Source organism: Agrobacterium sp. DSM 25558 (assembly GCF_900100825.1).
GTDB lineage: Bacteria > Pseudomonadota > Alphaproteobacteria > Rhizobiales > Rhizobiaceae > Agrobacterium.
This window is the reverse complement of the sequence record NZ_FMUD01000009.1, coordinates 127277-140582: the sequence shown is the minus strand read 5'-3', so window position 1 is coordinate 140582 and position 13306 is coordinate 127277. Positions and strand designations below refer to the sequence as shown.

11 protein-coding genes are annotated in these 13306 nt (G+C 58.0%); 9 read left to right on the top strand and 2 right to left on the bottom strand.

Annotated elements, in window-relative coordinates; genetic code table 11:
- The first annotated feature begins 40 nt into the window (after positions 1 to 40).
- The 6 genes from DSM25558_RS10430 to ssuD all read left to right on the top strand — a co-directional run bounded on the left by DSM25558_RS10430 (position 41) and on the right by ssuD (position 6623).
- Positions 41 to 979, top strand: a complete 939-nt coding sequence (locus DSM25558_RS10430; RefSeq protein ID WP_077104450.1) for an ABC transporter substrate-binding protein — start codon at positions 41 to 43, stop codon at positions 977 to 979.
- Positions 980 to 1163: 184 nt separating this feature from the next.
- Complete coding sequence (locus DSM25558_RS10425) at positions 1164 to 2129, top strand: aliphatic sulfonate ABC transporter substrate-binding protein (RefSeq protein ID WP_077104448.1); 966 nt, start codon at positions 1164 to 1166, stop codon at positions 2127 to 2129.
- A gap of 6 nt (positions 2130 to 2135) precedes the next feature.
- Positions 2136 to 2978, top strand: coding sequence for an ABC transporter permease (locus DSM25558_RS10420; RefSeq protein WP_077104447.1), 843 nt, complete (start codon positions 2136 to 2138; stop codon positions 2976 to 2978).
- The gene (locus tag DSM25558_RS10415) at positions 2978 to 3733 is read left to right on the top strand and encodes an ABC transporter ATP-binding protein (RefSeq protein ID WP_077104445.1); all 756 of its coding nucleotides are present in this window, start codon (positions 2978 to 2980) and stop codon (positions 3731 to 3733) included. The genes DSM25558_RS10420 and DSM25558_RS10415 overlap by 1 nt, the downstream gene beginning before the upstream one ends.
- A gap of 235 nt (positions 3734 to 3968) precedes the next feature.
- The gene (locus DSM25558_RS10410; protein WP_077104547.1) at positions 3969 to 5432 is read left to right on the top strand and encodes an FAD/NAD(P)-binding protein; all 1464 of its coding nucleotides are present in this window, start codon (positions 3969 to 3971) and stop codon (positions 5430 to 5432) included.
- 21 nt (positions 5433 to 5453) lie between these two features.
- Positions 5454 to 6623: an FMNH2-dependent alkanesulfonate monooxygenase gene (gene ssuD / locus DSM25558_RS10405; RefSeq protein WP_077104442.1), complete on the top strand. Its 1170-nt coding sequence runs from the start codon at positions 5454 to 5456 to the stop codon at positions 6621 to 6623.
- 44 nt (positions 6624 to 6667) lie between these two features.
- On the opposite strand, the gene DSM25558_RS10400 is transcribed toward ssuD, so the two are convergent.
- Entirely contained in the window at positions 6668 to 8086 is a 1419-nt protein-coding gene (locus DSM25558_RS10400; protein WP_077104545.1) for an LLM class flavin-dependent oxidoreductase, read from the bottom strand.
- Between the two features lie 196 nt (positions 8087 to 8282).
- Between DSM25558_RS10400 and DSM25558_RS10395 the strand changes: the two genes are divergently transcribed.
- The 3 genes from DSM25558_RS10395 to mgrA are packed head-to-tail and all read left to right on the top strand — an operon-like array spanning position 8283 to position 11893.
- Positions 8283 to 9551: an SfnB family sulfur acquisition oxidoreductase gene (locus DSM25558_RS10395; protein WP_077104440.1), complete on the top strand. Its 1269-nt coding sequence runs from the start codon at positions 8283 to 8285 to the stop codon at positions 9549 to 9551.
- Positions 9552 to 9562: 11 nt separating this feature from the next.
- Positions 9563 to 10825, top strand: a complete 1263-nt coding sequence (locus DSM25558_RS10390; RefSeq protein ID WP_077104438.1) for an SfnB family sulfur acquisition oxidoreductase — start codon at positions 9563 to 9565, stop codon at positions 10823 to 10825.
- Between the two features lie 24 nt (positions 10826 to 10849).
- On the top strand, positions 10850 to 11893 hold the full coding sequence (gene mgrA, locus DSM25558_RS10385) for an L-glyceraldehyde 3-phosphate reductase (RefSeq protein WP_077104436.1): 1044 nt from the start codon (positions 10850 to 10852) through the stop codon (positions 11891 to 11893).
- A gap of 41 nt (positions 11894 to 11934) precedes the next feature.
- On the opposite strand, the gene DSM25558_RS10380 is transcribed toward mgrA, so the two are convergent.
- A complete protein-coding gene (locus DSM25558_RS10380; protein WP_077104434.1) occupies positions 11935 to 13305 on the bottom strand; it encodes an LLM class flavin-dependent oxidoreductase in 1371 nt (456 codons plus the stop codon).
- Position 13306 lies beyond the last annotated feature (1 nt).

Here is a 13306-nt window from a genome sequence, read left to right as displayed (position 1 = left end):
CGCCACCCTTTGTTCAACGTTTTCAAACGAAAGTATCGTCATGACATCAACATCGGGTTTTCGTTCAGTTCTCGCCAGCCTAGCTTTGGTATCGCTCAGCGCGAGCATGGCATGTGCTGCCGGTGATGTCTTTGATTTGTCGCCCGAACAACTGGGCCGTATCCGTGTCGAAAAAGATGCCGATGCCACCGCGGCCATTCCGAAAGACTTCAAATTCGTAACGCCTGGCAAATTCACAGTTGCCGTGTCAGCCGGCGGGCCACCACTCGCCACCTACGCGACTGATGCGAAAACCGTGGTGGGGGCAGATCCTGATTATGCCTCGGCTATCGCGGATAGCCTTGGCCTGGAGCTCGAGCTCGTTCCGGTCGCTTGGGCGGATTGGCCGTTGGGCCTGGTATCGGGAAAATACGACGCCGTAATTTCAAACGTTGGTGTGACCGAGCAGCGAAAGGAGAAATTCGATTTCTCGACCTATCGTCAGGGGCTGCACGGTTTTTTCGTAAAAGCAGATAGTGGCATTACATCGATAAAGGAGCCGAAGGATGCGGCCGGGCTTCGTATCATCGTTGCCGCAGGCACCAATCAGGAGCGGATACTTCTCAAATGGAGCGATGAGAATGTTGCTGCCGGATTGAAGCCAATCGAGCTGCAATATTACGACGACGAGGCAACGCGGATCATTGCTCTTTCTGCCGGACGCGCTGATGTCATCGTGCAGCCCCATGCTCAACTGGTGTTCATCGCGGCACGCGACAAAACCATCAAACGTGTCGGCACGCTTGCTGCCGGTTGGCCGGAAAGATCCGATGTGGCGATCACCACGCGAAAGGGGTCCGGTCTGGCGGAGGCTCTGACGCTGGCGACCAATGATCTGATCAAAAACGGTGCTTACGCGAAGATTCTGGAGCACTGGCAACTTTCAGAAGAAGCCCTGCCAGAATCGCGAACCAACCCGCCCGGCCTGCCGAAGACGTAAGCCGAAGGATGCTGAAACTGACGATCAGTAAAATGCGCGGAGCGCCGCGTCGGGATATTCCGACTACGGGGAGCCATTGTAACAGGACCGATATTCCTCTCCGCGCCTGAAATTTGGAAAGCCGGCGGATTACAAATGAGATGAATTTGCCGGAGATTATACCATCTAATTTGGAGATCGAGATATGAGATCATTGATTGCGTCGGCGCTGGGTGCACTGGCAGGACTGGTGGCACTGGGGCAGGCCCATGCAGCAGACATTTCGGAAATCCGTATCGACTGGGCAACCTACAATCCGGTCAGTCTCGTGCTCAAAAATGATGGACTGCTGGAGAAGGAGTTCGAAAAGGACGGGATCAAGATCACCTGGGTTCAGTCCGCCGGCTCCAACAAGGCGCTTGAATTCCTCAATGCCAGTTCGCTCGACTTCGGTTCTACGGCAGGTGCCGCAGCGCTGATCGGACGCATCAACGGCAACCCCATCAAATCGGTTTATGTCTATTCCAAGCCGGAATGGACGGCATTGGTGACCCGAAAAGATACCGGCATCACCAAAGTCGAAGAGCTGAAAGGCAAGTCGATTGCGGTCACGCGCGGCACAGACCCGCATATTTTCCTCGTTCGCGCCCTTGCTGATGCCGGTCTTACGGAAAAGGATGTGACGCTTGTGCTGCTTCAGCATGCCGATGGCCGTCTGGCGTTGAAGCGCGGTGATGTGGATGCCTGGGCAGGTCTCGACCCGATCATGGCATCTGCCGAGATCGAGGACGGTGACGTGCTGTTCCATCGTAACGCTGCCAACAACACCTGGGGCGTGCTGAACGTTCGCGAAGAGTTTGCCAAGGAGAACCCCGAAATCGTCAAGCGTGTACTGGCAACTTACGAGCGTGCTCGTGAAGAAGCCCGCAAGGACCCGACAAAGCTGAAGGCCGCATTGGTGGCAACAACGAAACTGCCGGATGCGGTGATCGCCCGTCAGCTGGAACGCACCGATCTCAGCCAGTCGAAAATCGGCGATGAACAGCGCGACACCATCGAGGCGGCGGGTGTTGCACTGCAAAAGGCAGGCGTTGTGAAGGCGGATGTCGATGTGAAAGGCACGGTATCAAGCCTGATCGACGCAAGCTACGCACCCGCACCGGGCCAGTAAAGCATCATGGCCCTGCTGGACACAGTGCTGTCGAAGCGGCAAGCTGACATCGGCAAACGTCAGCATCGGCAGCGCCGATTGTCGGTGCTCGACCATCCGCTGGTGGGCATCGTGTTTCCAGTGGTCGTCATTCTAGGCTGGGAGTTTCTTGTCCGTGCTGGTCTGGTCGGCGGAAGGCTGATGCCGCCGCCGTCGAGAGTACTGGCAACGGTGCAGGAACTGCTGGTCTCCGGTGAACTCCTGACACATATATGGGTTACCCTCAAACGGGTTCTGTTTGGCTTTGCGCTGGGTGCTGCGGCAGGAACCATTCTTGGTGCGCTCACAGGTTTTCTGCCGAGGCTCGCACGGATCCTCGATCCCACGCTGCAAGCGTTGCGTGCCATTCCCTCCATCGCCTGGGTGCCGCTCTTCATCCTCTGGTTCGGTATTTTCGAAGCCTCGAAGATTGCCCTGATCGGCGTTGGCGTATTCTTCCCCGTCTATCTCGGTGTTTACGGTGCCGTCGTTGGCGTCGACCGGCGGATTGTCGAGGTGGGACGTGTTTACCGTCTTTCCGGCTTTGATCTCGTGCGGCGAATTTTGCTGCCGTCTATTCTGCCTGACTACGTGCTGGCGCTCAGGTCTGGTTTGGGTCTTGGCTGGATGTTCGTTGTGGCGGCCGAGTTCATGGGCGCATCCGAAGGGCTTGGTTATCTGCTGGTAGATGGCCAGCAACTGGGCAAACCAGACCAGATCCTCGCCGCCATTCTGATCTTTGCTCTTGTCGGCAAGGCAACCGATACCATTCTCATTCTGGCGACTGCACCGTTCCTGCGCTGGCAGGATACGCATGGCGGAACCGCCTGATGCTGGATATTCGCAATCTCTCAAAGGTCTATCCCAACGGAACGCATGCGCTTCATGCATTCTCCCTGACCGTTCGTGAAGGGGAGGTCGTTGCCGTCATCGGTGGCTCCGGGTGCGGTAAGAGCACGCTTCTGCGTCTGCTTTCAGGCCTTGAACGACCGAGCCAAGGCGAAATACGCCTGAACGACAAGCGCCTCGAAGAACCGGACCCGCTGGTAAACATCGTTTTTCAGGAACCTCGACTGTTCCCCTGGCTAACGGTTGCCGACAATATCGGCTTCGGTTTGCGTGCCCTCGATGCTGAACAGCGGCGCGGCCGGATACAAAAAGCGCTGAAGCAGATCGGTCTTTCCGGCTATGAAGCACGCTGGATCAAGGAGCTTTCAGGCGGACAGGCTCAACGCGTCGCGCTGGCGCGAGCCCTTGTCACCGATCCATCGGTGCTTTTGCTGGATGAGCCATTTTCTGCACTGGACGCCATGACCCGCGCCGACCTGCAAGACCATCTGGTGGATTTGTGGAGCGAAGCCGGGTCCACCATGCTGCTCGTGACCCATGACATTGAGGAAGCCATCATCATGGCGGATCGCATCATCGTCATGAAACCCTTTCCCGGACGTATCCTTCAAGAGGTTAAGGTGGATATACCGCGTAAGCGTGACCGGACATCGCCAGCATTTGCTTCTCTTCGTAAACATCTTTCAGAGCTTCTGGCGCTTTCGCTTTCAGAGGGCAAACATGCGTCGCCTGTGTGATGATGCACAGTGTGCGGAAAGCGCGAGTGGTGCAGTTTGCTACCTCAGCGCCATCCCGGAGTTAAAGCTTTCACGGTTCTGTCCATAAATGGAAAACTTATGCGACTGAATTTATTGACGATAATGCCGTCTGGGGCGACAATCGAGCTGAATTTTTCGCGTTCATGGAGAAACCCTGTGCCGGATGCGCATCCGTCCCTCAATTCCAGAGATCGGCATCGTTTTGGAGCGTGACATGTCCTCAGCCTCTGAGTTGCCGGTGGTCGCTGTTATCGGTGGTGGATTCAGCGGTGCCGCATTCGCGCTTCATTTGAGCGCGCTCAGCGCAGGCAAAGCGCGGATCGTGGTGTTTGAGCCTCGAAGCCGTCTAGGCGCGGGTCTTGCCTATAGCACGGCGGAACCCGCACACCGCATCAACGTGCCAGCCGAGCGGATGTCCCTTTATCCGGACGATGCCGAAAGCTTCCTGCGCTATCTTGCGACGACCGATGAACATGTAACGGATGCGGCACTCATTGGACGTGATGGCCAACCCTATCCGCGCCGTCAGGTCTTCGGGGACTATGTCGAGGCAGAAATCGCATCACTATTGTCATCTGGCGCGGTGGAGCATCGCAAGGCCGAGGTCGTTTCAATCGTGCCTTCAGGGCAGGATTGGGACATCGCCGATAGCCAAAATGGTGCTTTGCGCGCGCAATTCGTGGTGCTGGCGGTCAGCCACCCGGCACCGGGATTGCTGCGGCCGTTGCTGCCTTTCAAAGATCACCCGAAGCTCGTTGCTGATGTCACCGTGCCAGCAGCACTCGCACCAATCGCCACCGAAGACCATGTGCTGATCCTTGGAAACGGGCTGACGGCCGCAGACGTGGTGGCAGCCCTGGAAAAGCGCGAACATAGGGGCAAGATCACATCCGTCTCCCGTCGCGGTCTCCGTTCGCGGGGACACGCACCGGCGGCGCAGGAGCCCTTCGGTGATTTCTCGTCAAAGCCCTCTTTGCGCGCCTCTGCCTTGTTGCGCGTCATTCGCCGCAGCATTGAAGAGGCCAAGGCCGATGGGCTGACGTGGCATGCTGTTCTTGATGCCGTGCGCGGGCAGGCCTTCGCCATCTGGCGTGCGCTGCCAGTGGCGGAACGTCGTCGCATCGTGCGGTTGGCTCGCCCGTTCTGGGATGCGCATCGTTTCCGCATCGCACCGCAGGTGGAGGACGCGCTTGACCGAGCCATCGCCGATGATCGTTTGGCCATCGCCGCGGCGAGGCTGAAACGGGTGGTGCCGGAGGGCGCACGCTTCCGCGTGACACTTTCGCCGCGCCATATGCCGGATGATCAAGAGCAAATCTTCGATGCCATCGTGGTGACGACCGGTCCGGCCCATGAGGGCATTTTGCAATCCCAACCCTCTTTGGCGGCTCTGGCCGAAGCTGGACATCTCAGCCTTTGCAAGACCGGCCTTGGGATCGCTTGTGATCTCGATGCCCGTGTCCTCGGCAATCATGGCGCACCCACTGATAACCTTTTCGTCGCAGGTCCGCTCGCCCGTGGCACGTTCGGAGAGCTCATGGGGCTTCCTCAGGTGACTGAACACGCCGTGTTCGTAGCGCAGCAGGTGGCGTCAGCCCTCCAGTCTGTCGTCACGCCCCTGCCGGAAACGCCGCTTCACCCAAATCTGGATCCAAATTTTCGCCGTCTGGCGGTTTAATCGACAAGAAGGATGCCCACCATGCCAAACACAAAACAGCCCCTCGATTTCCTGTGGTTCATCCCAACCTCGGGGGACGGCTCCTATCTCGGTTCGGACGACCTTGCCCGTGCCTCCGACCCAGGCTATTTCCGTGAGATCGCCCAGGCGGTGGATCGCCTCGGTTATTCGGGCGTGCTGATCCCAACCGGGGTGGCCTGCGAGGAATCCTTCATTCTCGCCGCCAATCTGGCCGCATATACGGAAAATCTCAAATTCCTTGTTGCCATCCGTCCGGGCGTTGCATCTCCGGCTTATTATGCACGTCTTGCCGCCACGCTGGATCGCGTTTCGAATGGTCGCCTTCTTCTCAATATCGTGGTTGGCGGTAGTGCGCAGGAACTGGCAGGCGACGGCGTCTTCCTGCCACATGACGAACGTTACGCGCATGCCGACGAGTTCTTCCAGGTTTTCAACACCTTGATAGAAACTGGAAGCGCGCATCTGGAAGGCAAATATATTCAGGCGCACAATGCCCAACTTGGCCTTCCGCCTGTCCAGGAACCGCGTCCGCCGATCTATTTCGGCGGCTCTTCCGATGCGGCCATCGATTTTTCGGCTGGCATCATCGACAAATATCTCACATGGGGCGAACCGCCGGCACAGGTGGCCGAAAAGGTAGCGAAAGTGCGCAAGGCCTCCGCCGCAGTCGGTCGCGACGTGTCCTTCGGCATTCGCCTGCATTTCATCGTGCGGGAAACCGATGAGGAAGCATGGGAAGCCGCAGATCAGCTGATTTCGAAACTTTCGGATGAAACCATTGCTGCCGCGCAAGAGGTTTTTGCCAAGAACTCCGATTCCGTTGGGCAAGCGCGCATGGTCGCTCTCCATGGCGGACGCCGCGACAAGCTGGAAGTGTCGCCAAATCTGTGGGCAGGCATAGGACTTGTTCGTTCCGGTGCAGGTACGGCATTGGTCGGCTCACCGAAAACCATCGCGGCACGTCTGCGCGAATATCAGGATATCGGCATCGATACGGTGATCGCCTCCGGCTATCCACATCTGGAAGAAGCCTATCGCGTCTCGGAACTGCTGTTCCCTGAAATCGGCCTGGACGGTCCCCGCAACCAGATCCGTTCCTCATTCGGAAAGCCGCAGGTTTTTGGCGGCGGTGGCCATGGCGGCAACGTCAAGGTCGCCTCCGGCTCCTGATGAGCGAAAGACGGCATGGCCATCGTCTGGCCATGCCGCTGGTCCTATGAAACAATCGCTTTCGGCTGGAGGGAAAGCAATGCGGCCTCCTCGCGTTTGAACGCTTCAATATCGCGGTACCGATCTGCGGGGTGGTTTGCAGGTAGATAGTCACCATCGCCAAACAGCTTTTCGCGCAATGTGCCGGGCTTGTAAGCGGTGGGATAAACGCCACGGTTTTGAAGTTCCGGCACGATATATCCAACGACATCCTCGAAACTGTCAGGTGTCACCGCATAGGCGAGGTTGAAGCCGTCAACATCGGTGTCATCGGCCCATTCCTGCAAAATATCGGCGATGCGGGACGGAGAGCCGACGAAGACCGGGCCAAGTCCGCCGATGCCGCCGAATTTCGCCAGCTCATCGATGGTCCAAGACTTATCCCCGCCCGCGACATGCTCAACGAAGGAATGTATGGCGTTGGTTTCGATCTTCTTGACCGTATCCGTTGGCGCATATTGTCCGAAATCGATGCCGCTCCAACCGGACATAAAGACCAGCGAGCCATCATAGGATACGAAATTCTGGTACTCCTCGAATTTCTTCTGGGCCTTTTCGTCGGTCTCATCGGTGATGATGGTGATCAGCGTATAGATATAGACCTTCTTCGGGTCGCGCCCGGCTTCCGCCACGCGTTTGCGCATATCCGCCACATGGGCTTTGAGCACTGACTTCGTCGGGGCCGCCACGAAGATGCACTCGGCCTGTTCCGCCGCGAATGCCTTGCCTGGCCCGGACGCACCCGCCTGATAGAGAACCGGTGTACGCTGCGGTGATGGCTCGCTCAGGTGATAGCCGGGAACATCGAAATATTTGCCCTTGTGGCCGATCTCGTGGACCTTCGACGGATCAGTAAAGATGCGCCTTTCCCGGTCGCGCAAAACCGCACCCTCTTCCCAGCTGCCTTCGAAGAGTTTGTAGAGCACCTCGACATATTCGGCGGCAACTTCGTAACGGTTGTCATGGCGGCGCAAACCGCCTTCGCCGATGTTTTTGGCACCGCTTTCAAGGTAGGAGGTGACGATGTTCCAGCCAATGCGGCCTTTCGTGTGGTGGTCGGCTGTGGAGAGCCGACGTGCAAAGGTGTATGGATGCTCAAATGACGTAGAAGCGGTGATCCCGATGCCCAGATGCTCCGTCGCAAGCGCGATGGGTGCTGCCAGTTGCAGCGGATCGTTGACGGGGATTTGCGCTGCCTGGTGAATGGCATGGTAGTTGGAGCCCTTGTAGACATCGTAATAGCCAATCACGTCAGCGATGAAGATGCCATCGAAGATGCCGCGTTCCAGTGTGCGGGCCAGGTCCTGCCAATAGTCCAGGTCCTTGTATGTCAATGATTTATCACGCGGATGCGCCCACAGGCCGGGGGATTGGTGGCCAACGCAGTTCATATCGAACGCATTGAAACGGATGGGTTTGCTCATCATCGACTCCACAATTTTGTCCCGCGACGATACGGGCTGGCGGCGATGAAGAGAAAGAGCGTCCATACCCTGTATCGACACCGTGGAAGAAAAAGCTTCCACATCTTACTATATTAAAAACATAGAATGACTTTCAAGAACGCGCGCCTGTGCGATGCTCTGCCACGCCGATTTAACCCGTTTGTGAGGCATCTGCATGGGCACGATTTCCGAGACCAAAATCGATTTCAACATCCACCCGCGCGTTAATTCCACAGATCCGGTAGCGCCGAGACCTCGCCCTTCGGTTCCAGCCCACATTATCAGCTCCGACGCCGAGGCCATCGAGATTGCCGAGCGTCTTGCCGAAAAGTTCAAGGTGGGTGCTGCGTTGCGCGACCGGGAAGGGCTTTTGCCGGTGACGGAGCTGGATGATTATTCGCAAAGCGGTCTTTGGAGCATGAATGTCCCCAAAGCCTATGGCGGACCGGAAGTTTCCTATGCCACGCTTGCCAAGGTCATCGCCACTATTGCCGCTGCCGACCCCGCCATTGCCCAGACAACCCAGAACCATCTCGCCATTATCGCAACGGTCGATCTGGATGGGACGGAAGAGCAGAAGAAACTGTTCTTCGGTTGGGCGCTTCAGGGCCTTCGCTACGGCAACGCCTTCTCCGAGCTGAAAAGCAAGACGGTGGCGGATTTCGAAACCAGGGTGGTTCACGATGGCGACGATGTTATCGTCAACGGAGAAAAATTTTACACGACGGGCGCGTTGCTGGCCCACATCGTCCCCATCGTCGGTGTCGATGAGACCGGCCAAGGCTATCTCGTCTTTGCCGACCGGGATGCGCCCGGCCTGACGGTGACCAACAACTGGTCGAGCTTCGGCCAGCGCACCACGGCGTCAGGATCGGTAAAGATCGAGAATGTGCGTGTGCCAAAAGCGCGGGCGTTGAAGGTGACTTCCTTCGATCATCCAACGGTTGGCGGCCCCGTCTCGCAGATCATTCAATCGGCCATCGATGCCGGCATTGCGCGCGGCACGATTGACGACACGATTTCATTTATCAACACCTATAGCCGCCCGTGGATAGACAGTGGCAAGCAGAAGGCAAACGAGGATTTGTTCACGATTGCTGCCATCGGTGATCTGAAAATCAAGCTGCATGCCGCCGAGGCACTGCTGGAAATCGCAGGCCGCAGCATCGATATTGCCAGGGCCAATTCCACGCTAGAAACGGTGTCGGAAGCGACGATCAAGACCGGTGAATCCAAGGTTCTGACCACGGAAATTGCGATCCTGTCGACCAACAAGCTGTTCGAACTGGCGGGAACGCGCTCGACACTTGCCGAACATGGGCTGGACCGCCACTGGCGCAATGCCCGCGTTCATACGCTGCATGATCCCGTCCGGTGGAAGTTCTACCATGTCGGCAATTATTACCTCAACGGCGCGCATCCGCCGCGCCACGCCTGGAACTGAGGTTCGATGACATGACGACAACGGACCGAACGTTGCATCGGCAGGCCGCATTGACGGCGGGCAGGCCAGCGCCGCATGTGCCGCCACGGCAGAAGCTTGCGCACGTCATCAAGAGTGATGACGAGGCTATCGCCATTGCCAAGGAACTGGCGCGCGAATTTGCCGTAGGCTCAGCGGAGCGCGACCGGGAGCGGCGGTTGCCGCTGGCGGAGATCGAGCGCTTCTCGCAAAGCGGCCTCTGGGCCATCACCGTGCCGAAGCAATATGGCGGGGCGGAGGTATCTGCGGTGACGCTGGCGGAAGTGACCGCCATCATATCGGCTGCCGATGGCAGCATCGGCCAGATACCGCAGAACCATTTCTACATGGTGGAAGCACTGAGGCTTGCAGGCAGTGAAGAGCAGAAGAAGCATTATTTCCAGCGCGTTCTGGATGGTGACCGGCTGGGCAATGCATTCACCGAAATCGGCACGAAAACGCCCGTCGATTACAAGACGCATTTCGTAGACAGAGATGGAAAGCTGCTGCTCAACGGGCAGAAGTTCTATTCCACCGGCTCGCTGTTCGCTCACATCATCGTGGCCGTTGCCAAGGGGCCGGATGAGCGTGTGAACATCGTTTTCATCGATCGCTCGACGGCAGGCCTCAACCTCATCGACGACTGGACCTCGTTCGGCCAGCGCACCACCGGCAGCGGCAGTGTGACCTTCGATGATGTGGAGATTACGCCGTTTCAGGTGGTCGATCAGCAGGGCGTGTTTGAACGGCCGACCACGATGGGGCCGTTTGCGCAGATCATCCATGCCGCCGTTCAAGTGGGTATCGCGCGTGGTGCTCTCTCCGAAACAGTCTCCTACGTTCGCGCCCATGCTCGCCCGTTCTTCGAACTGGATATCGAGCATGGATATGAGGACCCACACACCATCCACTTGGTAGGCGATGTCGCGATCCGGGTTCACGCAGCCGATGCGCTACTGGCAAGGGCAGGGCGCATTCTCGATGAAGCCACCGCTTCACCGAATGAGAAAACCGTTGCAGCGGCCTCCATCGCAGTGGCCGAAGTGAAGGCGTTGGGGACGGAGGTGGCGCAACTGGCCTCGACCAAACTCATCGAACTCGGCGGCGCGCGCTCGACGCTGGAAAGCTTTGGCCTCGATCGCTTCTGGCGCAATGCCCGCACCCATTCGCTGCACGATCCGGTCCGCTGGAAGTACCACCATATCGGCAATTTCTATCTCAACGGCACCCTGCCGCCGCGCCACGGCGCTATATGATTTATCACTCTCAGGAGAGACAGCATGACGTACCTTCCCAAACCCGACCGCTACGAAGAGGCCCCGTTTCGCCGGACAGGCCGCAGCGGGCTTAAGCTGCCGCCGATTTCTCTCGGTCTGTGGCACAATTTCGGCGATACCACGCAACTCGAAACGCAGCGCTCGATCCTGTTCAAGGCTTTCGATCTGGGTATCACCCATTTCGATCTAGCCAACAATTACGGCCCACCAGCAGGAAGCGCGGAGATCAACTTCGGAAATATCCTCAAGCAGGATCTCGCCGCCTATCGCGACGAGTTGATCATCTCCACCAAAGCCGGATGGGATATGTGGCCGGGGCCGTATGGTCGCGGAGGCGGGTCGAAGAAAGCCTTGCTCTCCAGCCTTGACCAGAGCCTGAAACGGCTGGGTGTGGAGTATGTCGATATCTTCTATTCCCACCGTTTCGATGCCGAAACGCCTTTGGAAGAAACGGCGGATGCGCTGGCGCAGGCCGTGCGGCAGGGCAAGGCGCTCTATGTCGGCGTGTCCTCTTATTCCGGTGCCAAGACGCGCGAGATTGCAGCGCTTTTGAATGAGCGTGGCACGCCGCTGCTCATCAACCAGCCCGCTTACAATCTGTTCAATCGCTGGGTAGAGAAAGACCTGCTGGATGCGACGGATGAAGTTGGCGCTGGTGTGATTGCGTTTACGCCACTGGCGCAGGGCTTGCTGACCAACAAATATCTGAACGGCATTCCGCAGGATGCGCGCGTCAACCGTCCCGGCGGGGATTTCCTGCGGCCGGAGCATTTGAAGGAAGAGAATATCAAGCGGGCACGGGCGCTGAACGAGATCGCGCACCAACGCGGGCAGTCACTGGCGCAGCTCGCCATCGCCTGGGTTCTTCGAGACAAGCGCGTGACGTCTGCTCTGATCGGCGCAAGCTCGGCAAAGCAGGTCGAGGAAAATGTTGCGGCGCTGAAAAATCCGTATTTTACGGCGGATGAGCTTGCCGAGATCGACCGCTATGCGGTGGAAGGCGGTATTAACCTGTGGGAAAAACCGTCGCACGACGAAGCGGTCTAATCTTTAACACATGCCCGGATTTGTGTCCGGGCATGTCCTCGTCAAACGTCGGATGGAAAGCGCCATTGTGCCGCCACATGCGGTTCTGCCAATCGGTCACCCCGGCCGAACAGGCGGCTGCGCAGGGTTCCCTCCTGATAGCCGGTCTTGTAGCGTCCGCGTGATTGAAGCTCGGGGATCACGAGATCGACAAAATCCTCGTAGCATTCCGGCACCACCGTGCGCGTCAGATTAAACCCGTCGATCTCGCCGTCATCAATCCATGCTTCCAGCTCATCCGCAATTGTAGCCGGCGAACCAATGAACGTTGGGTAGCGCCCGCCGAGGGCAAGGCTTTCCAGCAGATGACGCTTCGTCCAGCCGCGTTCCCGCGCCGTCTGAACGCCGGATTGAATGGCGTTGCCTTTGCCGCTGTCCTTGATGATCGGGTCATCAAGGACAAGGCTTTCAAGATCGATGCCGGACCCAGCCGAAAAATGCGCAAGGCCTGCCTCCGGGTTGGCATAGCGGCAATAATCGGCATGTTTTTCCTGTGCTTCGCTATCGGTCAAACCCGGAATGACGCTGATGCCGACGAAAATCTTGATATCATCAGGTGCACGTCCTGCCTTCACGGCTTCCGCCCGCAACAGTCGCGATGTTCTTTGCGCGGCTGTGCGATCCGTGGCTGAAATGAAGATACATTCGGCGTGGCGTGCCGCAAAAGCTCTTCCGCGTTCCGAACTTCCCGCCTGAAACAGCACCGGCGTGCGCTGGGGAGATGGTTCGCTCAGGTGGTAACCCTGCGACTGGTAGAATATGCCCTGATGATCGATGGAACGGACGCGGGCGGGGTCAGCATAGATGCGGCCTTGCTTGTCGGCGCGCACAGCATTGTCCGCCCAACTGCCCTCCCAAAGCCTGTAGAGCAGTTCCAGCGCTTCATCTGCCTGATCGTAACGGTCGTCATGTCCGGTCATGGCGCTCTGGCCAATGGCACGGGCGGCGCTGTCGAGATATCCGGTCACGATATTCCAGCCCATGCGCCCGCCGGTGAGATGGTCGAGCGTCGACATGCGGCGAGCGAAAAGATAGGGCGGTTCGGCATTGGCGTTGACAGTAACGCCGAAACCCAGATGCCTGGTCCCGGCTGCCATGGCAGAGACCAGCATCATCGGATCGTTGACCGGCAATTGCACCGATTCGCGCAGCGGCACATCGACGGAGCCGCCATAGACATCATAGACGCCGAGAATATCGGCCAGGAAAATGGAATCGAACAGGCCGCGCTCTAGCGTTTGCGCAAGGTTCGTCCAGTAACCAATTGTTTTGTAGTCCGTTGAGCGATCCCGAGGGTGGGTCCAAAGGCCGTGGTTGATATGGCCGACGCAATTCATGCTGAAGGCGTTCAGGCGAATTTCTTTTTTGGACATT

Excerpts from the sequence above, each read along its gene's own strand:
- DSM25558_RS10400 (WP_077104545.1), bottom strand. The coding sequence starts at position 8,086 with ATGAGCAAACCCATCCGTTTCAATGCGTTCGATATGAACTGCGTTGGC.
- DSM25558_RS10415 (WP_077104445.1), top strand. The coding sequence starts at position 2,978 with ATGCTGGATATTCGCAATCTCTCAAAGGTCTATCCCAACGGAACGCAT.
- DSM25558_RS10410 (WP_077104547.1), top strand. The coding sequence starts at position 3,969 with ATGTCCTCAGCCTCTGAGTTGCCGGTGGTCGCTGTTATCGGTGGTGGA.
- DSM25558_RS10395 (WP_077104440.1), top strand. The coding sequence starts at position 8,283 with ATGGGCACGATTTCCGAGACCAAAATCGATTTCAACATCCACCCGCGC.
- DSM25558_RS10380 (WP_077104434.1), bottom strand. The coding sequence starts at position 13,305 with ATGTCCAAAAAAGAAATTCGCCTGAACGCCTTCAGCATGAATTGCGTC.
- ssuD (WP_077104442.1), top strand. The coding sequence starts at position 5,454 with ATGCCAAACACAAAACAGCCCCTCGATTTCCTGTGGTTCATCCCAACC.
- DSM25558_RS10420 (WP_077104447.1), top strand. The coding sequence starts at position 2,136 with ATGGCCCTGCTGGACACAGTGCTGTCGAAGCGGCAAGCTGACATCGGC.
- DSM25558_RS10430 (WP_077104450.1), top strand. The coding sequence starts at position 41 with ATGACATCAACATCGGGTTTTCGTTCAGTTCTCGCCAGCCTAGCTTTG.
- mgrA (WP_077104436.1), top strand. The coding sequence starts at position 10,850 with ATGACGTACCTTCCCAAACCCGACCGCTACGAAGAGGCCCCGTTTCGC.
- DSM25558_RS10390 (WP_077104438.1), top strand. The coding sequence starts at position 9,563 with ATGACGACAACGGACCGAACGTTGCATCGGCAGGCCGCATTGACGGCG.
- DSM25558_RS10425 (WP_077104448.1), top strand. The coding sequence starts at position 1,164 with ATGAGATCATTGATTGCGTCGGCGCTGGGTGCACTGGCAGGACTGGTG.